This is a genomic window from Brachybacterium rhamnosum, from assembly GCF_039526185.1.
In the GTDB taxonomy this organism is placed as follows: domain Bacteria; phylum Actinomycetota; class Actinomycetes; order Actinomycetales; family Dermabacteraceae; genus Brachybacterium; species Brachybacterium rhamnosum.
This window is the reverse complement of the sequence record NZ_BAAAIS010000002.1, coordinates 571,757-592,986: the sequence shown is the minus strand read 5'-3', so window position 1 is coordinate 592,986 and position 21,230 is coordinate 571,757. Positions and strand designations below refer to the sequence as shown.

Sequence of the window (21,230 nt, the reverse complement as noted above, 5' to 3'; positions counted from 1 at the left end):
TGGGTGGTGTGCTCACCAGCGATGGGCGACGTCCACGACGATCCGGGAGCCGATCCCGGGGCCGTCGAGCACGAGCACCCGCATGGGCAGCCGGGCGCGCACGCCCAGGCCGATCGTGGTCTCGCCCTCGAAGCTCCCGGCGACGGTCACCTGTTCGAAGGTGGCGTAGCCGGTGACGTCCGCGGCGCGGGACCAGCGGGAGACGGGGAAGGTGGGACGCCCGGCGTCGTCGTACGCGGGGGCGCGCACGATGATCTCGAGGTCCGCGGCGCCGGCGAGCGGCACCACCTGACCGGAGCCGGGGCGGTGGACCGCGCTCACGTAGCGCACGGTGTATCCGGTCGCCTTGTGGTCGAGATCGATGACGAGCCGGTCGTAGCACGTGTGCTCACCGGTGCGCAGGTCGGTGAGGTGGGTGGCGGACGTGCCCGCCCTCACCTTCGTGACGGAGCCCCAGCCGATGCCGCAGGAGGGCGCGGCAGTGGCGGCCGTGGGGGCGACGGCGCCGAGGCCGACGAGCAGCAGCACGCCGGCGAGGGCGGCGAGGAACCGTGTCATGGTGCACTCCTTCGTGCCCGGGTCCGGGCCCCTGCGACCAGGACCGTGCCTGGATTATCCGTTTCCGTCGCACGGAGCGCGAGAGGGCAGGGGGCGATGACCACCGGATCGTGACGTGACCGTCCGGGCACCTCGGGCCCGGTGGAGGAGGGGGAGTGCGGTCGGGCCTTCGGTCCCTGGCATGCCGGGGGAGGGCCGCTCGAGGATGGACGCATGAGCGTGCTCCTGGCCTATGCGACCCACTCCGGCGCCACCCGCACCCTCGCCGAGGCGATGGCCGCGGCCCTCGAGGAGGAGGGGCGGGAGGTCGTCCTCGCGGACGTCGCCGATGATCCGGACCCCGCCCAGCACGAGGCGGTGATCGCGGGCTCCGCGGTGCGCGGGGAGTCCGTCGAGAAGTCCTTCGCGCGCTGGACCCGCCACCACGGCGAGGCCCTCGCCGCCCGGCCGCTCGCGGTGTTCACGTGCTCGGGCTCCGCCGCGGATCCCGCGAAGCAGGGGCGGCAGCGGGCGATGGACCGCTTCCTCGAGTGGACCCCGCTGCGCCCCGTCGCGACCGCGAACCTCCCCGGGTGGGTGCTGATGGACCGGATCCCGGCGACGGAGCGCGCGCTGCTGCGCGCGATGGGGACGCCGACGGGTGATTTCCGCGATCTCGCGGCGGCCGGGCGCTGGGCTCGCGGAGCGCTTCCCACTGCAACGCTCTGACCTGCGACGTTATCGTTCACGGCGCGATCGTCGGTCACGTTCACGATCCACGGCTGAACGGTTTCAGGGACTCGTGGGTCACCTCACAGGGGTTTGACGACGCTGCTTCGCCACGTGTCAAGGTCGATCCCGACGAGCGCTGGAGGTCGACGGCCGCAGTCCCGCCGTCAGCCCCGGACCACGTCACCGCCATCCCCCACCCCAGGAGAAGACGTGTCCCCCCACATGACCCCCCTGAACCCCACCCGCCGCGGATTCGGCGCCCTCGCCCTGGGCGCCCTCGCCGCCGCCGGCACCACCTCGGTGCTCGGCGCTCCCCGCGCCGCGGCCGCCCCGGCCGCTCCGGCCGCTGAGGGACCTCAGCCCACGCCGCACACCCAGAAGGCGTACGACCCGATCGACAGCGACTTCCACGGCCGCTGGACCCGCGCCGACGCCCGTCAGATCATGCGCACCCAGAACGACACCTCCGTCGAGCGCGGCGAGAACTCCATGCCCGAGTCGATCACCATGCCGGAGATCCCCAAGGACTTCCCGATCATGACTGACGAGGTCTGGGTCTGGGACACCTGGTCGCTCACCGACGAGCACTCCAACCAGATGAGCTACAAGGGCTGGGACGTCATCTTCTCCCTCGTCGCCCCGCGCGACATCCCCTTCGACGAGCGCCACTGGAGCGCCCGCATCGGCTACTTCACCCGCCCCTCGAGCGCCGACCCCGACGAGGCCTGGACCTACGGCGGCTACCTCTTCGAGGACGAGACCTCCCTGTCCAACACCGAGTGGTCCGGCTCCGCCCGCCTGCTCCAGGGCAACAAGATCCGCGTCTTCTACACCGCCACCACCTTCGGCGAGAAGCGCCCCGGCACCGACGGCAAGCCCGCCGTGCTCGCGACCGTGCTCGGCAAGATCAAGGCCACCAAGAAGGGCGTGAGCTTCTCCGGCTTCGGTGAGCACGTCGAGATCGCCGAGCCCGACGGCACCTGGTACCAGACGCAGGAGCAGAACCAGTACTTCTCCTTCCGCGACCCCTTCACCTTCGAGGACCCGGCGACCCCCGGGATCACCTTCATGCTCTTCGAGGGCTGCGGCGCCGGCGTCCCCGGCACCGAGGAGACGAACGCGACCGCCGAGGACCTCGGCTACGTGGACGGCGATCCCTTCGCGGAGACCGTCGACGAGGTCAACGCCAAGGGCGTCCAGTACCAGCGCGGCAACATCGGCCTGGCCTGGGCTGACTCGAGCGACCTCACCTCCTGGACGATGCTCCCCCCGATCCTCACCGCCTACGGCGTGAACGATCAGACCGAGCGCCCCCAGATGATCATCGAGGACGGCAAGTACTTCCTCTTCACGATCTCCCACCAGTTCACCTACGCGGCCGGCCTGCGCGGCCCCGACGGCGTCTACGGCTTCGTCGGCGACGGCATCCGCTCCGACTTCCAGCCGCTGAACTCCTCCGGCGTGGTGCTCGGCAGCCCCGTGGACCTCAACCTCCCGGCCGACGCCCCCGAGTCGCCCACCGCGGGCCAGAACCCGCGCCAGTTCCAGGCGTACTCGCACTACATCCAGCCCGGTGGGCTCGTGCAGTCCTTCATCGACAACGTCGACGGCCGCCGCGGCGGCACCCTCTCGCCCACCGTGAAGGTGGACGTCGACGGCGCGACCGCGACCTCCGCGGTGGACTACTCCTTCGGCGACAACGGCCTCGGCCCGTACGCCTACATCCCCACCAACAAGCGCAAGGGCGGCGTCGGCCACTACAAGTGATCGGCGGCCCCTGCTGAGCTGACGCGCGCGGCGCCGTCCCCGGGAACGGGGGCGGCGCCGCGTCGCTGCGCGGGCGGGGTCAGTGCTCGCGCAGCGAGACCCCGGTGACCTGCAACGGCCCGCCGTCGGCGTAGAGCGAGGCGCCCGTGTCCCCGGGCAGCAGGTGCACCTGCTGGGACAGCACCGTGTACCCGTCGTCCACGAACACCTCGACGCTCTGCGTGTCCACGAGCACCCGCAGGTGCACCGTGCGGGCCGCCGGATCGATCGGGGCCTCCGCCTGGCGGAACTCCCCGAAGGAGAAGCCCTCGAGGTCCGACGGGCCCCGGTCCACGTACACCCGGCCGCCCGTGACCCCGATGTTCGTGTGCCGGGCGCCGTCCGCCGAACGCCCCACGGAGAGGCCCACGTTCGTCGCCGCGCCCCAGGTCAGGTCGAGCTCGAGCTCGTACGCGCGGGCATCGACGTCGAGCACCGCGGCATCCTCGACCGTCACGTCGGGCAGGGTGCGCTCCGCGGTCGCCGCGGCGGCGAGGGCGGGGACGGGGGCGGAGACGAGCGCGCAGCGGCCGTCGGCCTCCCGCCGCAGGCGCAGCTCCCGCACCACCGAGAACTGACCGTTGTAGCCGTCGCTCGCATCGGTGGGGACCTCGCGGTTCGCGTACTGCCAGTTGTTCATCCAGCCGATCGCGTACCGCACGCCCGCCGGGTCCTCCTCCGAGGGCCAGGTGACCGCCGCGTACCAGTCCCAGCCGTGATCGAGCCACTGCGGGGTGCGGGAGTCGGGCAGGAACTGCTCCCCGTCCCAGCTGCCGGTCCAGTAGGCGTAGGTCATCGGCAGTCCCGCGCCGTAGGCGTCCATCGAGGCGCCGAGCACCCAGTGGGAGCTGCCGTCGCTCGCCGTCATCTCGAACAGGTCCGGGCACTCGATGCCGCCGAGGTCCGGCTCCGCGGCGTCGAGGCGGTAGTCGAAGTTGCGGCGCAGGGTCCAGGTGCGCAGGTCCGTGGACGTGTAGAAGGCCGCGTAGCGGTGGCGGCCGATCACGCACACCCACTCGCCGCGCGCGGTGTCCCGGTGGATCTTCGGGTCGCGGAACCACTCCGCGTTCTCGACCTCCTCCGGGGTGCTCGCCTCGCGGCCGTCCTCGTTGACGATGACGGGCTGCTCGACCTGCGTGAACGTCGCCCCGCCGTCGAGGGACCAGTACAGGTACTGCTCCTGGTACCGGCGCACGCCGTCGGTGGGCTGGGTCGCGAAGGCGAGCACGGCTCCCGCCCCGAACCCGGCGTCGTCCTCGTCGTCGATGACGAGGGAGCCGCTCCAGGCGGGGAAGTCCGGGCGCAGCGGGATCGCCTCGCCGTGGTGCGTGAAGGTGACGAGGTCCGTGGTCGAGGCGCGGTCCCAGCCGCCGTCCCCGGAGTTCTCCGCGGAGTGCAGGTAGTACAGCTGGGTTGCGCCGCCGGTGACGACGGGACGCTGCGGGTCGCACAGCCAGCCCTGCGGCGGGGTGAGGTGGAAGCGGGCCCGCAGGGACTCGGGTCCCTCGGCGCGGGCGGTGAGCGGAGTGGTCAAGAGGGCTCCGGTGAGCGCGAGGGCCCCGCAGCCCGTGCTGCGGAGGAGGTCGCGTCGGGTGGGTCGGATCATCGGGCGTTCTCCATCATCGTCGGTGGGATCGGCACAGCGGGGATCGGAGGGGTGCAGCGAACGGCCGGGGGCCGACGTGGCGTCCCGGGGTGGCGGCGGAGGAGGGTGGTGCGCGCGCTCAGCGCGCGGAGATCGAGTCCCGCGGGATCACGGGGCAGGCCACGCGCAGCGACGCGCCCGGCTCCACGCGCTGCTCGCCCAGCAGGACCCGCACCCCGGCGGCGCCCAGCTCGTAGTGCGGCAGGGCCACGGTGGACAGCGGCGGGCGCAGGTGCCCGGCGATGACCTCCTGGTTGTCGAAGCCGACGACCGCCATGTCCCGCGGCACCCGCAGGCCCCGCTCGCGCAGGGCGTCGTACAGGCCCATCGCGACCCGGTCGTTGTGGCAGAACACGCCCGTGGCGCCGAGCGCGAGGATCCGCTCCGCGGCGCCGTAGCCGCCCTCCTGCTCGGGGGAGGCGTCGAGGACCAGCGCCTCGTCCACCTCGACGCCCGCCTCCGCATGCGCCTCCCGGTAGCCCTGCAGACGGCCCTCCCGGGCCGGGGAGGGCGAGGTCGTGTTGACGAAGGCGATCCGACGGTGCCCCTGCGCGAGCAGCAGCGCCGTCGCCGAGCGGCCGCCCGCGACCTCGTCCGGCACCACGGCCCGGGTCGCGGTGCCCGGGGCGTAGCAGTTCACGAGCACGTGGTCCGTCTCCGCGAGCGCCGGCGGCAGCTGCGTGGCCCGGTGCGTCCAGGTCGAGTAGAGGATGCCGCGCACCTTGTACTCGAGCATCATCGCGAGCGCGTCCCGCTCGGCGGCCTCGTCGGCCTCGGTGTTGGCGACCAGCAGCACGTGACCGTGCCGCCAGGCCTCCTCCTGGGCGCCGCGGATGATCTGCCCCGCGAAGGGCGTGGTCGCGATCGAATCCGCGACCAGGCCGATGAAGGCGCTCGTGCCCTGCACGAGGTTCTTCGCGAGGACGTTGGGCCGGTAGCCGAGGTCCACGACCGCCTGCTGCACGCGGGCCCGGGCCTCGGCGCCGATCCGGGCGCCGGCCTTGTCGTTGACGACGTGGGAGACCGTGGTCACCGAGACGCCGGCGCGCTCGGCGACCTCGCGCATCGTGACCGTGCGGTCCGCTCGCCCCGTGCTCGTCATTCCCGTCATCCCTTGCTCGCTCCGCTCTCGAGACCATAGATCATGGCGCGGTTGAGCACGAGGAAGACCAGCAGCAGCGGCGTCACCGTGATCGACACGGCCGCGAAGGTCGCCGTCCAGTCCGTGTTGCCCATCGCCCCCACGTAGTCCTGCAGGCCCAGCGGGATCGTCTTGAGCTCCTCGCTGAGGATGAAGGTGTTCGCGAAGACGAAGTCGTTCCAGATGAAGATCGCGTTGACCATCACGACCGTCACCACGGTGTTCCAGGACATCGGCAGCGTGATCCGCGCGAAGATCCGGTACGGGCCGGCGCCGTCGAGCGTCGCCGCCTCGTACAGCTCGCGCGGGATGTAGCTGTAGAAGGAGAGGAACAGGTACAGCGCCATCGGCAGGGCGAAGCCCGCGAGCGGGATCATCACCGACAGGTGCGTGTCCAGCATACCGATCCGCGAGTAGTCGATGAACAGGGGCACGAGCGCCACCTGCACCGGCACCACGATGCCCAGCAGGAACAGTCCCCGCACGAGGCCAGAGAAGCGGAAGCCCAGCACGGCGATCGCGTAGGCGCCCGCCATGCCGCACACCACGAGCAGCAGGCACGCACCGCCCGTGATGATCAGGCTGTTGAGGATGCTGCGCAGCAGATGCCCCTGCTCGAACGCCCGGGAGAAGTTGTCGAGCGTGAGCTGCGTGGGGATCGAGAAGGGGTTCGCGGCGGCGAAGTCCTCCCGGTCCCGGAGGCTCGTCTGCAGCAGCCACAGGAACGGGTACACCTGCATCACGAGCACGGCCGCGATGAGCACCCGGGAGACGATGCGGGAGATCCGCAGGCCGGTGGGGCGCTCCCGACGGCGGCGGGCCGGGGGACGGCGCCCGAGGGCGGGGGCCGCCGCCTCACGGGCGGGGACGGGGGGAGCGAGCGGTGCGGAGGTCATGTCAGTCCGCCTTCCTGCGCAGGACCAGCAGGATCAGACCCACCGCGACCAGGCACTCGAGGACGATGATCACGGAGATCGCGCTCGCGGAGCCGTAGTGCCCGGAGGTGAACGCCGTCTTGTACATGTAGGTGGTCACGAGCTCGGAGGCCTGGCCGGGCCCGCCGTTCGTGAGCAGGAACGGGATGTCGAAGCCGCGCAGCGCGTAGGTCGTCGCCATGATCAGCGTCGTGACGAACACCGGCATGATGTGCGGGAAGCGGATCCGGGCGAACACCTGCCAGGCGTTCGCGCCGTCCAGCGACGCGGCCTCCTCGAGCTCGCGGGGCACGGAGAGCAGCGCCGCGTAGAGGATCACCGTGTACAGGCCCAGGAACCTCCAGCCCTCGGGGACGGAGACCGCGGTGAGCACCGTGGAGACGTCGGAGAGCCAGGGCCGCGCGAGCGCGTCGAGGCCCACGGCCCCCAGCAGCGTGTTCACGAGCCCCTCGGGCTCGAAGGAGTAGATGCGCTGGAAGAGCAGGGCGATCGCGGGGGTCGAGATCACGGCCGGCATCAGGTAGAGCACCTTGAGCACCTCGCGGCCGCGGGTGATCGTCATGAGCAGCGTCGCGACGAGCAGGCCGCCGCCCACCTGCAGCAGCAGGCAGATGACGAGGTAGACGAGCTGGTTGCCGAAGGCCGTGCGGAACACGTCGTCGTGCAGCAGCAGCGCGCGGTAGTTCTCGAGCCCCACGAAGTCGAGGCCCGTGATGCCGTCCCACTCGAAGAAGCTCAGCACGAGCGACTGCACGATCGGCAGCAGCACGCCGCCGCCGAAGAGCAGCAGGGGCGGGGCGAGGAACACGAGCACGGAGAGCCGTGAGCGATGGGGGAGCATGCCTCCTCCTTCCATGACGAGCGGGAGCCGCTCAGTCCTCGAAATACTTCGGGGCGTTGGTGGTCAGGGCCTCGTCCATCGTGGAGAGGAACTGCTCCGGGGTGACGTCCCCCTGGACCAGCAGCACGAGCTCTTGCTGGAGGCGCGAGTTCGTCGCCGGGTCCAGCTGCGTGTCCCAGGGCATGAGGGTCGCCTCGCCGAGCTCGGCGGCGACATCGGTCGCCTCCTGGTAGATCGGCAGCGCGTCCTCGGGGACCACCGGGTCGATGCCGGTGGGGCCCAGCAGGCCGCTCTTCGCGTACTCCGCGGGGTAGCGCTCGAGGACGAAGGCGAGGAAGTCCCGCACGAGCGGGTCGTAGGTCTGCGCGTTGACGGCGACGCCGATGCCGGAGGGGGCGACGAACTCGTCGGCCCCGGTGACGGAGCCGTCGGTCACGGGGAGGGTGAAGAAGCCGATCTGCTCCCGCATCGCCTCGGGCAACGCGGCGGTCGCGAGGTTCGGCAGCTCCCAGGTGCCCATGTTGTAGATCGCGGCCTTCCCGGAGGTGAACAGCGCCTGGGCGTCCGCGTAGCCCACGGAGGAGAAGCCCTGCTGGAAGGCGCCCACCTCCCCGAGCTTCGCGAGCCAGGCGGCGGAGGCCGCGCCGGGCTCGTCCGCGAAGGCGGCGTCGGCGGACTTCAGCTTCGTGACGTAGTCCGGGCCGGAGATGCGGAAGGGCTGATAGGCGACGTACCGCTCGAGCGGCCAGGCGTCCTGCCCGCCCACGGCGATCGGGGTGGCGCCCGTCGCCGCGAGCGCCTCGCACGCGGAGGTGAGCTCGTCGAGCGTGGTGGGCACCTCGACGCCGGCCTCCTCGAAGAGGCCCTTGTTGTACCAGAACAGCTCGACGCCGAACTCGAGCGGGATCATCCGCAGGGAGCCGTCGTCGAAGCGCTGGTAGTCGAGCGCCGCGGGCCGGAAGTCCTCGAGCACCCCGAGCTGGGTGAGCAGGTCCTCGACGTCGATCATGCGCCCGGCGCTGTTGAGCTTCGCGGCGAAGGGCGTGGCGTCGGTGTCGAAGAGCTCGGGCAGCTCGTTCGCGGCGGCGAGGGTCTCGTACTTCTGGATGTAGCTGGGGCGGTCCGGGGTGGTGATGAGCTTCAGGGAGAAGCCGTCGTGCTCGGCGGCGTAGTCCTCCGCGAGGGCCGTCATGATCTCGATGACCGGGCCGTTCGCGGGCCGCGAGAGTAGCCACGAGATGGCGCGGGGCTCGATCTCGCCGTCGACGGCGGCGGCCGTGGAGGCGGCGCCCCCGGAGGAGCCGTCGCACGCGGCGACGAGGGGGAGGGAGGCCGCACCGGCGGCGAGGGCCAGGAACTGCTTGCGCTTCATGAGTGTCTCCTTCGACAGGTCCGAGCGGGTCAGGCGGTGGTGACGTGCAGATCGGTGAGGCTGAGGGTGGCGTCCTCGGCGAAGACGCCGAGGCGGCCGGCGGGGTGGTCGTAGATCCGGGTGGAGAGGGCGACCTTCTCGTCGAGGACGGCGACGAGAAGGTCCTCCTCGAGCACGAGGTCCAGGCGGTGCTCGGGGGAGGAGAGGTCCGCGGGGCGCTCGAGCTCGATGAGGTGGGGGACGTCGCCGGAGATCTGCCACTGCTCGGTGCCGGTGACGCTGCGGGGCCAGCGGTCCAGGACCATGCGCCCGGCGCGCGGCTCGAGCCGCAGCACGTAGCCGCGCTCGCCCTCGGCGTCGGTGCGCAGCAGCAGCCCGCCCGCGCGGCCCTCGGGGTCGAGCCGCAGGCGGGCGCGGATCGTGGCGCGGGCGGGGAGCTCGTGGGAGCCGACGGCGGACTCGTAGTGGGTGGGCGCCGCGATCGTGGTGGGGGCGAGCCCGGTCTCGACGGGGGCGGCGTCGGCGGCGAGCACCTCGGGCGGGAGGCGCAGGTCGAGGGTGCCGTCGGACTGCTGCACGGCCTCGAGCAGGGAGAGGGTCCCGGCCCACTGCCAGGGGCCGTCGTCGCGGCGGCCCTCGCGGGTCGCGATCCAGCCGGCGAAGATCCGCCGGCCCTTCCAGGTCGCGGACTTCGCGGCGTAGAAGGAGCGGGCGTCGAGGGAGTCGTGGCGGGGGGCGTGCCAGGGGCCCTCGGGGGAGCGGGACATGCGGTAGCGGGTGACGAAGGCGTCGGTGAACTCGGAGTACACCAGGTACCACCACTCGCCGATGCGGAACACCTCGGGGCACTCCTGGGTGAGGAAGCGGCGCGGGTCCCAGAGCGGGGCGGCCGGCTCCCAGCGCTGCAGGTCGGTGCTCGTGAGGCGGCCGACGATGCCGCGGCGGCGCTCGGGGCCCGTGCTGCGGCGGGCGGCGAGCAGCATCTGCCAGGGCTCGCCGGGGGCAGTGCGGTGCACGAAGGGGTCGCGGAAGTCCGCGGGGTCCCAGCCCTCGGCGGCGCCGAAGGTGTGCGCGGGCTGCTTGTCCCAGTGCAGGAGGTCGGTGCTCGTGGCGTGGGCGACGAGCTGGAGGGGCCGGCCGTCCGGTGCGGTGCGCGCGGGGTTCTGAGCGGTGGAGAAGAGGTGGTGGAGGCCGTCGTCGTCGGTGACGACGCTGCCGGTGTAGCAGTTGAGGTCCTCGTCCTCGGGGCCGCCGTGGGGGAGCACCTCGCCGTGGTCCGTCCAGGTCACCAGATCGGTCGTGGTGAGCAGGTGCCAGGAGGTGCCCTCGCCGATCGCCTCGCGGCGATGGTGCAGGTAGTAGACGTACAGCGTGTCCTCGTGGACGAAGGGGATCGTGTCGCCCACCCAGTCCGGCGCGGGGGTGAAGAACGGTGCTCGGTGCATGTCACATCCTCGTGATCAATCGTTTGATCACGGACTGTAGATCTCCGGTCGTCATGTGGTCAAGCGTTTGATCACATCGATTTCGCGGAGCCGGGCGCCGAGCGGCGACCGTCCGCGGCCCGGGCCGCTCAGTGCGAGCGCAGCACCATCCCCGTGACCTGCGCGGTCCCGCCCTCGGCGAGCAGCCGCACCTGCTGTTCGCCCTCCGCGGGATGCGCGCCCAGCGAGATCACCGTGCGGCCGTCGTCGAGGAACACCTCGACGCTCTGCGTGTCCACGACGACGTGCAGGTGCGCCGATCGCGCCGCCTCGTCCACCGGGGCGCTCGCCGCGGTGAGCCCGGCGAAGGGATCGCCCTCGCCCAGGGTCCCGTCGGTCGCGGCGCTCCCGCTGCGGTCCACCGTGAGCGCGCCCCCGCCGATCGTGATCCGGGTGCCGCGCGCGGCGTCCTCGGAGCCGAGCACCACGAGGCCCACGGCGCTCGCGTCCTCCCAGGCCAGGTCCATCTCGAGGGTGAAGGCGGGGCCCAGGTCGCCCAGATCCGCCTCGCCGTCCACCTCCTGGTCCCCGAGCGTGCGGGTGGCCGAGGCGGCCGCCGCGAGCGCCGGGACCGGGGTGCTCACGAGGGTGAGCGAGCCGTCCTCGTCCCGCTGCAGGCGCACCTCCCGCACCACCGAGTACTGCCCGTCGTAGCCGTCGGAGTCCGCGGTCGCGGAGCCCTCCCGCGCATAGGCCCAGTTGTTCATCCAGCCGATCCCGAGCCGCACGTGCTCGGGATCCTCCGGGGACGGCCAGGTCACGCCCGCGTACCAGTCCCATCCCCGGTCCAGCCAGCGCGGGGCGGGATCCTCCGGCGTGAAGCGCTCCCCGTCCCAGGTGCCCACCCAGTACGCGTAGGCCGTCGGCTCACCCGCGCCGCTCCCGTCCAGGCTCGCGCCGAGCACCCAGTGCGCGCTGCCGTCGCTCGCCGTGAGCGTGAACAGGTCCGGGCACTCCACACCGCCCAGGTCCGGGAGGTCCGGCGCGGCGTCGCGGTAGGCGAAGTCCTCCCGCCGCTCCCAGGAGCGAAGGTCCGGCGAGGTCCAGAGGGCGACGCGGTGGTCGCGGCCGATCGCGCACACCCACTGGTCGCGCTCCTCGTCCCGCTGCAGCTTGGGGTCGCGGAACCACGAGGCCTGGGCGATCTCCTCCTCGCTGCGCGCCGCGGGGCCCTCCTCGTTGCGCAGCACCGGTTCGGGCTCGAGGGTGAAGGTCGCGCCGTCGGGGGAGGAGGCGAGGTACTGCTCCTGCAGCTCGGCCTTGCCGTCGGTGGGGCGCGTCGCGAGCGCGACCACCGTCCCCTCGCCGAGACCCGCCGTGCCGCGCTCGTCGACCACCGCGGAGCCGGACCAGACGTCCGCCACGTCATCCCCGGTCAGCGCCGGGGCCTGCGGCTCGAAGGTCACGAGGTCGGTGCTCGTCCAGTGGCCCCAGACCGTCGCCCCGGGGGCCGGCTCCTCCGCGTGCAGCAGCCCGTACACGTGGTGCACGCCGTCCAGGACGAGCGGTCGCTGCGGGTCGCCGACCCACCCCGCGGCAGGCGTGAGGTGCAGGCGCGCGCGGAACGAGGCGGCGTCGGGGGTGGGCGCGGCGGTCGTCGGGGAGCCCCCGCTCCCGCCCCCGTCCTCGCGGGTGCAGGAGGCCGCGAGCAGCACCGCGCCGGCAGCGCCCGCGCCGAGGCCGGTGCGGCGCAGCAGCGTGCGTCGGCCGATCGGGGCCGACGGGGCGGCGGAGGGGTGCGGGGCGGGGGTCATGGGGCTCCTGGGGTGGACGGTGCAGGGACACGGTCACCCTCGTCCGTCACCTCGACGGTACCGACCGCGCCCCGCGCCGCTCCACCTCGTGTGAGACCCGCCCCCTCAGCCCCGCTCGCGCGCGAGGTCGAGCAGGAGCCGGTGGAAGCGGTCCTCGCCCGCGACCTCCGGGTGGAAGGCGGTCGCGAGCAGCGCCCCCTGCCGGACGGCGACGATGCGGCCGTCCTCGAGGCGCGCGAGGACCTCCGCCGCGGGGCCGACGCCCGTGACCTCGGGCGCCCGGATGAACGTCGCGGCGACCGGCACGGGGCCGAGCGCGGGCACCGGCAGCGTGGTCTCGAAGGACTCGTTCTGCCGGCCGAAGGCGTTGCGCCGCACGGTCACGTCGAGCCCGCCGAGGGTCTGCTGCCCGGCGATCGCGTCCTCGACGCGGTCCGCGAGCAGGATCATCCCCGCGCAAGTGCCGTACACGGGCAGGCCGCCGCGGATCGCGGCGACGAGCGGCTCGCGCAGGCCGAAGGTTCGCGTGAGCTTGTCGATCACGCTCGACTCGCCGCCGGGCAGCACGAGCCCCTGGACCGTCTCGAGCTCCTCCGCGCGGCGCACGGGCACCGCCTCGGCGCCCAGACCCCGCAGGGTGCGCGCGTGCTCGCGCACGTCCCCCTGCAGGGCGAGGATGCCGATCCGCGGCGCGCTCGTCATCCGCGCTCCGCTCACCAACCGCGCTCGGCGAGCCGGTGCGGGGCGGGGAGGTCCGCGACGTTGATGCCCACCATCGCCTCGCCGAGGCCGCGCGAGGCCTCCGCGATGACCTTCGGGTCGTCGTGGAAGGCGGTGGCCTTGACGATCGCTGCCGCGCGCTTCGCGGGATCGCCGCTCTTGAAGATGCCGGAGCCCACGAACACGCCGTCGGCCCCCAGCTGCATCATGAAGGCGGCGTCCGCCGGGGTCGCGACCCCGCCCGCGGTGAACAGGACGACGGGCAGCGCGCCCGTCTCCGCGACCTCCTTGACCAGGGCGAACGGTGCCTGGAGGTCCTTCGCGGCGAGGTAGAGCTCGTCCTCGCTCTTCGCGGCGAGCTCCCGGATCTGGCCGGTGATGGTGCGGATGTGCTTGGTCGCCTCGGAGACGTCGCCGGTGCCGGCCTCGCCCTTGGAGCGGATCATCGCGGCGCCCTCGGTGATGCGGCGCAGGGCCTCGCCGAGGTTCGTCGCGCCGCACACGAAGGGCACGGTGAAGCGGTGCTTGTCGATGTGGTGCACGTAGTCGGCGGGGGAGAGGACCTCGGACTCGTCGACGTAGTCCACGCCGAGCTCCTGCAGCACCTGCGCCTCGACCTGGTGGCCGATCCGCGCCTTCGCCATGACGGGGATGGAGACGGCCTCGATGATGCCGTCGATCATGTCCGGGTCGCTCATGCGGGAGACGCCGCCCTGGGCGCGGATGTCCGCGGGGACGCGCTCGAGGGCCATGACGGCGACGGCGCCGGCGTCCTCTGCGATGCGGGCCTGCTCGGGGGTGACGACGTCCATGATGACGCCGCCCTTCAGCATCTCGGCGAGGCCCCGCTTGACGGTGCCGGTGCCGGTGGTGGGTGCGCTCATGGGGCTCTCCTCGGGTCGGGCGGAGTCTCCGCCCCGCATCTATGGCCTAGGCCAATCATTGGCCTAGGCCGAAAGTAGCATCGGGGCGCGGGGAGCGCGCGAGGGCCCGCCACCCCGTGAGACGCCCGGCCCTACACTCGGGCAGGTGGGGAGCACATCGAGCGCGACGATCACCGGGGCCACGGCCGCGGAGATCGCCGCGAGCGTGCGCGGCCTCATCGAGCGCGGCGACCTCCCGCCCGGCGCCGCCCTGCCCCCGGTGCGCGCCCTCGCCGAGCAGCTCGGCGTCAACCGCAACACCGCCGTCGCCGCCTACAAGCGCCTCGCCCGCGACGGCGCCGTCATCGCCCAGGGCCGCGCCGGCACCCGCGTCGCCGGCCGCCCCGCCGTCGCCCAGGAGGGATTCGCCCCCGCCGGCACGCTCCGCCGCCTCGCAGGCGAGGTGCCCGAGGGCACCCTCCGCGACCTCGGCACCGGCAATCCCGCCCCCGCCCTCATCCCGGATCTCGCGCCCGCGCTCGCCGGTGCCGTCGGCCGGCCCGTGCTCTACGGCGAGCCCGTCATCGACCCCGGCTTCGAGGCCTGGGCTCGCGACTGGGTCGCCCCCCACGTCCCCACCGGGGCCGACGCCGCGCTCACCCTCACCAGCGGCGCCGTCGACGCGATCGAGCGGCTGCTCGCCCAGGCCCTCGTGCGCGGCGACGCCGTGGCCCTCGAGGACCCGTGCTTCCTCGCGAGCATCCAGACCGTGCGCCACGGCGGCTACCGCGCGATCCCCGTGGCCGTCGACGCCGAGGGCATGACCCCGGACGGCCTGCGCGCCGCCCTCGAGGCCGGCGCCCGCGCCGTCGTCACCACGCCCCGCGCCCAGAACCCCACCGGCGCCTCGCTGAGCGCCCGCCGTGCCCGCGAGCTGCGCGCGATCCTCGCCGAGCATCCGTACGTGCTGGTCATCGAGGACGACTACTACTCCTTCCTCTCCCGCTCGCCGTTCCGCTCGATCGTCGGCCCCGGGCACCACCGCTGGGCCCTCGTGCGCTCCGTCTCGAAGTTCCTGGGCCCGGACCTGTGCCTCGCCGTCACCGCGACGGACCCCGCCACCGCCGAGCGCCTCGCCCTGCGCCTCAGTCCCGGCACCACCTGGGTGAGCCACCTCCTGCAGCGCCTCGCCCACGGCGTGCTGCGGGACGAGGCGGCGCTCGCGCTCATCGAGCGTGCCGGCGCGCACTACGCCGAGCGCGGGGCGGCGGCCGCCCGCGCCCTCGCCGCGCACGGGATCGAGGCCGCGGCGGGGGACGGCATGAGCCTCTGGGTCCCCGTGCCGCGCCCCGCCCCCGAGGTCGCCGCGGCCCTCGCCCGCAGCGGCTGGCTCGTGCGCACGGGGGAGGAGTTCCGCCTCGAAGTGGGCGAGGAGCCCTCACGCCACCTGCGGCTCACCGTGCACGACCTCGACGACGCCGAGCTCGAGCGCCTCGCCGCGGATCTCGCGGCCGCCGTCGCGGACTGACCCCGCCGGGCCGTCCCGCGAGCGGATCGCGCGCCCGTCGGACCCGCCCACCCCGTGATGTAAGCGTTGACATTGTGAGTGTAAGCGCTAACATCATTGCCATCGGAGCGCCAGAGCCGGCGCCTCCGAGATCCCCACCCCCGGTCCCACCAGCCTCTCCACCGCCGGGACCCCCAGGTCGGCGCCCACCGTCGGGCGCGACCGCCGCATTTAGGAGCACTCGATGAAGAGAAGGACCCTCCTCGCCACCGGACCGCTGGCCGCCGCGCTCGTCGCCGGCACCGCCGCGTGCTCGGGCCAGATCCAGACCAACCAGGGCGGCGGCGCCGCGACCTCCGGGGACGGCACCACGATCCCGCAGCTGACCTTCCCCGCCGAGGTCGCCGAGAACGTCGCCGGCATCACCAACTTCAACCCGTTCTCCCCGAACGTGACCTCGAAGAACTACTTCTACGAGCCGATCATGATCCGCAGCTCCATGAACTGCGAGGTCGTCCCCTGGATCGCGACCGAGTTCGCCTGGAAGGACGACACCACCCTCGTCTTCACCATCCGCGACGGTGTGACCTGGTCCGACGGGAAGCCGCTCACCCCGGACGACGTCGCCTTCACCCTCAACCTCCGCAAGCAGTACCCCGCGGCGGACGACATCGGCCTGTGGAACGACGTCTTCGGCGCCCCCGCCGAGTCCGTCGAGGTGGACGGCCAGGACGTCGTCATCTCCTTCTCCGGCCTCGCCGCCGCGAAGTTCGACTCGCTCATCACCGCGAAGGTGCTCCCGCAGCACGTCTGGGAGGACGCCGGGGACCCCACGCAGCACGTCGACGAGAAGCCCGTGGGCTCCGGCCCCTTCGACCTGGGCTCCTACAACGGCCGCCGCCTCCAGCTCACCCGCCGCGAGGACTACTGGCAGGCGGACAAGGTCAAGGTCCAGGAGCTGATCCTCGAGGGCAACTACGACGCCACGAACGCCGCCCTCAAGCTCACCGCCGGCGACCTCGACGCCTTCTGGGGCGAGATCCCGAACCCCGAGCAGGCCTTCGCCTCGAAGGACGAGAAGCTCAACCACTTCTGGTACGCCCCGGCCGGCTCGACCGTGCTCACCTACAACCTCACCAAGGCGCCCTTCGACGACGCGAAGCTGCGCGAGGCGATCTCCCAGGGGCTGGACAAGGACGAGATCAGCGCGAAGGCCACCTACTCGGTGATGAAGCCGGCCTCGCAGACCGGCCTCAAGCTGCCCTACGCCGAGAACCTGCTCCCGGACTCCTACAAGGACCAGGAGACGGTCCTCCCCTTCGACACCGCGAAGGCCGAGGAGCTGCTCGACGCGGCCGGCTACGCGAAGGGCTCCGACGGCTTCCGCACCCTGCCCGACGGTTCCCCCTTCGCCCCGAAGTTCCTCGTGCAGGCAGGCTGGATCGACTATCAGGCCGCGGCCGACGTCGTCGTGCGGAACCTGCAGACCATGGGCATCAACGCCTCGGTGCAGACCTCCCCGCCAGAGGCCGTGGACCAGGCGAAGAAGGACGCCGACTTCGACATGTGCCTGGAGTACCTCCACGGCGGCTGCGAGGTCGCGCGCAACCTGGGCTCCAAGCTCGCCTCGGACCAGGTCCCCACGAAGGACACGGTCAAGGCGAACGTGGGCCGCTGGGAGGACGCGCACACCGACGAGATCGTCGCCGAGCTCTCCGGCGAGACGGACCCGGAGAAGCAGAAGGCGCTCACCGGCGAGCTGGTCGAGATCATGATGACCCAGTACCCCGTGACCTGCCTGTTCTACGCCCCGGCCCGGATGATCTACCGCACCGACAAGGCGGAGGGCTGGCCCTCGGAGGAGGACCCCTACGGGACGAACTCCGAGATGCTCATGATCATCACCCGCCTGGTGCCGCCGAGCGCCTCCTGACGCCACGGCCGGGGCGTGAGCGCACCGCCCCGGTCGTGCCCTCCCGAGTGGAACGGAGCGCTCCGTGAAGTACTTCCTGCGCCGGATCGGCTACTTCCTGCTGACCCTGTGGGCCGCGATCACCCTGAACTTCCTCATCCCGAGGCTGCAGCCCGGCGACCCCGCCGAGCTCATGATCCGCCAGATCTCCGGTCGCGACACCGAGATCGACCCCGCCCGCATCGAGGCGATGCGGGTCATGCTGGGCCAGCCCGACGGCAACCTCTTCGAGCAGTACCTCGCCTACCTCGGCCAGCTCGCCCGCGGCGACTTCGGCTACTCCTACACGTACTTCCCGGCGACGGTGACGGACGTGATCGGCCGGGCCCTGCTGTGGACCCTCGTGCTCGTGGGCGTGACGCTCGTGCTCTCCTTCGTGCTGGGCACGGTGCTGGGTGCCTTCGCCGCCTGGTGGCGCAACTCCCCGTTCGACTCGATCGTCACGCTCGGCTCGACCTTCGTGGGGACTCTGCAGTCCTTCTGGGTGGCCCTGCTGCTGCTGTTCGTCTTCGGCTACGTGCTGGGCTGGTTCCCCACGGCGGGCGGCTACGAGGCCTCGATGCCGGGGCTGAACCTCGAGTTCCTGCTCGACGCGGTCAAGCACTCGGTGCTGCCGGCGGCGGTGCTCATGCTGCTGGGCCCGGTGGGCTGGGTGCTCGGGATGCGCAACACGATGATCCTCAACCTCGGCGAGGACTACATCCGCCTCGCCCGCGCGAAGGGCGTGCCGGACAAGCAGATCGCCCTGCGCTACGCGGCCCGCAACGCGCTGCTGCCCTCGGTGACGGGGCTCGCGATGGCGCTCGGCGGGATCCTCGGCGGGCAGATCCTCATCGAGACGACCTTCGACTACCCGGGGCTGGGCCGGCTCATGCAGCAGGCCGCCTCCGGCAAGGACTACCCGCTGCTGCAGGCGCTGCTGCTGTTCACGATCGTCGGCACGCTCGTGGCGAACCTCGTGGCGGACATGCTCTACGGCGTCCTGGACCCGCGCGCCCGGAAGGCGGCCTGAGATGAGCGAGAACCCCTCGAACCCCACCCCGGCCCCCGACGTCGCCGATCTCGCGCTCGCCGAGGCGGAGCAGACGGACCGGATCGACCACGGGCCCGGCTGGTTCCGGATCCTGTGGTCCTCGAGGAAGGCCCGCGCCGGGATCGTGCTGCTGGGCCTGTACGTGCTGCTCGCGATCCTCGCGCCCGTCATCGCCCCGTACCGCGGGGACGACACGAGCTTCGCGCCCGTGCTGCTGCCCGGCGGCGAGCACCTCATGGGCACCACCACCCAGGGCGCGGACATCTTCAGCCAGCTCATCTGGGGCACCCGCGTCTCGCTCGTCGTGGGCCTGTTCGGCGGGCTCTTCGCGACGGCCGTGGGCCTCGTGATCGGCCTGACCTCGGGCTACTTCGAGGGCACCTGGATCGACGACGTGCTCTCGCTGCTCACGAACGTCGCCCTCGTGGTGCCGACGCTGCCGCTGATCATCACCCTCATGGCGTACTCCGAGGTGCGCTCGATCTGGTTCACGATCCTCATCATCGGGATCATCTCCTGGGCCGGCGCCGCCCGCTCGAAGCGGGCCCTCATGATCACCCTGCGCCACCGCGACTTCGTCACCGCGGCGAAGTTCGCGGGGGACCGCACGCCCACGATCATCGCCCGCGAGATCCTCCCGCAGATGACCTCGCTCGTGGCCGCCGGCTTCTTCGGTGCGGCGACCGGCGCGATCGGCGCGGAGGCCGGGCTGAGCTTCCTGGGGCTCGGGAACACCGAGTCCGTCTCCTGGGGGACCATGCTCTACCAGGCCCAGCTGCAGGGGGCGCTCGCGCAGGGGCTGTGGGTGTGGCTGCTGGTGCCGGGCCTCGCGCTGTCCGGCCTGATCATGGCGCTCACCCTCATCAATTTCGGCATCGACCTCATCTCGAACCCGCACCTGCGGGAGGACGGCTGACATGGACCGCCACGCATCCGCGCCCGACGACGTGACCCCGATCCTCGAGGTCGAGGACCTCACCGTCCGCTACGCCCCGAAGCTGCACCCGGCCCTGGACGCCGTGGACCACGTGTCCTTCTCGATCCGGCCCGGCGAGTTCGTGGGCCTGATCGGCGAGTCCGGCTCGGGCAAGTCGACGCTCGGCACCGCGGTGCTGCGGCTCACCGAGCGACCCGGCTCGATCACGGGCGGCACGATCCGCTTCGACGGCATGGACATCACGAGCATGAGCCAGGAGGAGCTGCGCCCCTACCGCTGGCGCGACTTCTCGACCGTCTTCCAGAGCTCGATGAACGCGCTGAACCCCGTGGTGCGGGTCGAGGACCAGTTCCGCGACGCGATCGAGCTGCACTCCTCCCGCCGCGGCGGGGAGGTCGTCGAGCGGATCAAGGAGCTCTTCGACCTCGTGCTCATCGACCATCGGTTCATCCGGGCCTACCCGCACGAGCTCTCCGGCGGCATGAAGCAGCGCGTGAACCTCGCCCTCGCCCTCGCCAACGACCCGAAGTTCGTGCTCCTGGACGAGCCGACGACAGGCCTGGACGTCGTGGTGCAGCGCTCGATCCTCGAGGGCGTGCGCCGCCTGCAGGCGGAGCAGGGCTTCGCGGTGCTGTTCATCAGCCACGACATCGGCACGGTCATGGACCTCTCCGACCGCATCCTCGTCATGTACGCGGGGCGGATCGTCGAGGAGCACGACACCGACGACCTGCTGCGCGAGCCGCTGCACCCGTACACGAAGGGCCTGCTGGGCTCCTACGGCGACCCCCGCCAGGAGACCGTGCGGATCACCTACGTGCCGGGCCGGCCGCCGGACCTCTCCCAGCCGCTGCAGGGCTGCCCCTTCGCGCCGCGCTGCCCGGAGAGGATCGACCGCTGCCTGACGGACGCGCCGCCGCTCGTGGAGATGCCGACGACCCGCACCGAGGGCGCCGTGACCGCGCTGCGCCTGGACGCGGCCGGAACCTGGCGGCCGCCGCGCGCCGCCTGCCACGGGGCGCTGCTGCAGCGCACGGAGCCGGGGACCCCCGGCCTGCCCGAGCGGACGGTGCGCTTCGCCGGTCCCGCCTTCGAGAAGTCGGTGGGGGAGACGACGGAGGCGCTGCGCGGGGAGGTCCTGCTCGACGTCGCCGACGTGACCAAGGTGTTCAGCTCCCGCCAGCGTCTGCGCCGGCGGGAGACGCTCGCCGTGGACGGCGTGAGCTTCCAGCTGCGCCGCGGCATGGTCACGGCGCTCGTGGGCCAGTCCGGATCGGGGAAGTCGACGCTCGCCCGGATGATCACGGGCGTGGACCGCCCCACCTCCGGGTCGATCACCTTCCACGGCCGGCAGGGGCCCGTCGACGTCGGCACGCTGGGCGGGAGCGGCCTGCGCGGCTACCGCTCGCTCGTGCAGATGGTCTTCCAGGACCCGTACTCCTCGCTGAACCCGAACAAGACCCTCGAGTACATCCTGTCGCGGCCGCTGCGGAACCACCGGCAGATGGGCCGGGCGGAGCTGGGCGCCGCGATCGACGAGCTGCTCGAGCGGGTCGCGCTGACCCCGGCGCGCCGCTACCGCAGCCGGCACGCCTTCGAGCTCTCCGGCGGGCAGCGCCAGCGCGTCGTCATCGCCCGGGCGCTCGCCGCGGAGCCGGAGCTGATCATCGCGGACGAGCCGATCTCGAGCCTGGACGTGTCGATCCGGGCGGAGGTGCTGGACCTGCTGCAGCGGCTCGTCGCGGACTCCGACGTCGGCATCCTCTACATCACCCACGACCTGCTCTCCGCGCGCATGCTCGCGGACGACGTCGTCGTGCTGAACCAGGGGCGCGTGGCGGAGCACGGGATCGCGATCGACGTGATCCGCGACCCGCAGGACGAGTACACGCGGCGCCTGCTCGACGCGATCCCGAACCCCTTCGCGGACATCTACAAGCCGTAGGGGCCC

Annotated in this window: 17 protein-coding genes; 7 read left to right on the top strand and 10 right to left on the bottom strand. The window is 72.3% G+C overall.

From position 1 onward, the window contains the following. Positions 1 to 12 precede the first annotated feature (12 nt). Positions 13 to 558, bottom strand: coding sequence for an AMIN-like domain-containing (lipo)protein (locus tag ABD080_RS04560; RefSeq protein ID WP_137769364.1), 546 nt, complete (start codon positions 556 to 558; stop codon positions 13 to 15). Between the two features lie 213 nt (positions 559 to 771). Between ABD080_RS04560 and ABD080_RS04555 the strand changes: the two genes are divergently transcribed. Further along, complete coding sequence (locus tag ABD080_RS04555) at positions 772 to 1,266, top strand: flavodoxin domain-containing protein (RefSeq protein WP_343903797.1); 495 nt, start codon at positions 772 to 774, stop codon at positions 1,264 to 1,266. A gap of 225 nt (positions 1,267 to 1,491) precedes the next feature. After that, positions 1,492 to 3,036: a glycoside hydrolase family 68 protein gene (locus ABD080_RS04550; RefSeq protein WP_137769362.1), complete on the top strand. Its 1,545-nt coding sequence runs from the start codon at positions 1,492 to 1,494 to the stop codon at positions 3,034 to 3,036. A gap of 79 nt (positions 3,037 to 3,115) precedes the next feature. On the opposite strand, the gene ABD080_RS04545 is transcribed toward ABD080_RS04550, so the two are convergent. From ABD080_RS04545 to pdxS, 9 genes are all read right to left on the bottom strand, one after another. Then, positions 3,116 to 4,681, bottom strand: coding sequence for a glycoside hydrolase family 32 protein (locus ABD080_RS04545; protein WP_343903796.1), 1,566 nt, complete (start codon positions 4,679 to 4,681; stop codon positions 3,116 to 3,118). Between the two features lie 118 nt (positions 4,682 to 4,799). Continuing rightward, the gene (locus ABD080_RS04540; RefSeq protein WP_343903795.1) at positions 4,800 to 5,822 is read right to left on the bottom strand and encodes a LacI family DNA-binding transcriptional regulator; all 1,023 of its coding nucleotides are present in this window, start codon (positions 5,820 to 5,822) and stop codon (positions 4,800 to 4,802) included. A 5-nt stretch (positions 5,823 to 5,827) separates the two neighbouring features. Next, entirely contained in the window at positions 5,828 to 6,757 is a 930-nt protein-coding gene (locus tag ABD080_RS04535) for a carbohydrate ABC transporter permease (protein ID WP_137769359.1), read from the bottom strand. Position 6,758: 1 nt separating this feature from the next. Then, the gene (locus ABD080_RS04530; protein WP_137769358.1) at positions 6,759 to 7,637 is read right to left on the bottom strand and encodes a carbohydrate ABC transporter permease; all 879 of its coding nucleotides are present in this window, start codon (positions 7,635 to 7,637) and stop codon (positions 6,759 to 6,761) included. Between the two features lie 31 nt (positions 7,638 to 7,668). After that, positions 7,669 to 9,009, bottom strand: a complete 1,341-nt coding sequence (locus ABD080_RS04525; protein ID WP_343903794.1) for an ABC transporter substrate-binding protein — start codon at positions 9,007 to 9,009, stop codon at positions 7,669 to 7,671. A 29-nt stretch (positions 9,010 to 9,038) separates the two neighbouring features. Beyond that, the gene (locus ABD080_RS04520) at positions 9,039 to 10,454 is read right to left on the bottom strand and encodes a glycoside hydrolase family protein (RefSeq protein ID WP_343903793.1); all 1,416 of its coding nucleotides are present in this window, start codon (positions 10,452 to 10,454) and stop codon (positions 9,039 to 9,041) included. 128 nt (positions 10,455 to 10,582) lie between these two features. Beyond that, on the bottom strand, positions 10,583 to 12,247 hold the full coding sequence (locus ABD080_RS04515) for a glycoside hydrolase family 32 protein (protein WP_343903792.1): 1,665 nt from the start codon (positions 12,245 to 12,247) through the stop codon (positions 10,583 to 10,585). Between the two features lie 105 nt (positions 12,248 to 12,352). Further along, positions 12,353 to 12,949 carry a pyridoxal 5'-phosphate synthase glutaminase subunit PdxT gene (gene pdxT, locus ABD080_RS04510; protein WP_343903791.1) on the bottom strand — a complete coding sequence of 199 codons (597 nt, stop codon included), beginning with the start codon at positions 12,947 to 12,949 and terminating at the stop codon, positions 12,353 to 12,355. A gap of 11 nt (positions 12,950 to 12,960) precedes the next feature. Beyond that, complete coding sequence (pdxS, locus tag ABD080_RS04505) at positions 12,961 to 13,851, bottom strand: pyridoxal 5'-phosphate synthase lyase subunit PdxS (RefSeq protein WP_137769353.1); 891 nt, start codon at positions 13,849 to 13,851, stop codon at positions 12,961 to 12,963. Between the two features lie 145 nt (positions 13,852 to 13,996). On the opposite strand from pdxS, the gene ABD080_RS04500 reads away from it, so the two are divergent. From ABD080_RS04500 to ABD080_RS04480, 5 genes are all read left to right on the top strand, one after another. Beyond that, positions 13,997 to 15,358, top strand: a complete 1,362-nt coding sequence (locus ABD080_RS04500) for an aminotransferase class I/II-fold pyridoxal phosphate-dependent enzyme (RefSeq protein WP_343903790.1) — start codon at positions 13,997 to 13,999, stop codon at positions 15,356 to 15,358. Between the two features lie 223 nt (positions 15,359 to 15,581). Beyond that, positions 15,582 to 17,270 (top strand): ABC transporter substrate-binding protein, encoded by a 1,689-nt coding sequence (locus ABD080_RS04495; protein WP_343903789.1) that lies wholly within the window; start codon positions 15,582 to 15,584, stop codon positions 17,268 to 17,270. Positions 17,271 to 17,334: 64 nt separating this feature from the next. After that, positions 17,335 to 18,321, top strand: coding sequence for an ABC transporter permease (locus ABD080_RS04490; protein ID WP_137769351.1), 987 nt, complete (start codon positions 17,335 to 17,337; stop codon positions 18,319 to 18,321). 1 nt (position 18,322) lies between these two features. Beyond that, complete coding sequence (locus ABD080_RS04485) at positions 18,323 to 19,258, top strand: ABC transporter permease (protein WP_137769350.1); 936 nt, start codon at positions 18,323 to 18,325, stop codon at positions 19,256 to 19,258. Position 19,259: 1 nt separating this feature from the next. After that, positions 19,260 to 21,224 carry an ABC transporter ATP-binding protein gene (locus ABD080_RS04480; protein WP_343903788.1) on the top strand — a complete coding sequence of 655 codons (1,965 nt, stop codon included), beginning with the start codon at positions 19,260 to 19,262 and terminating at the stop codon, positions 21,222 to 21,224. Positions 21,225 to 21,230 lie beyond the last annotated feature (6 nt).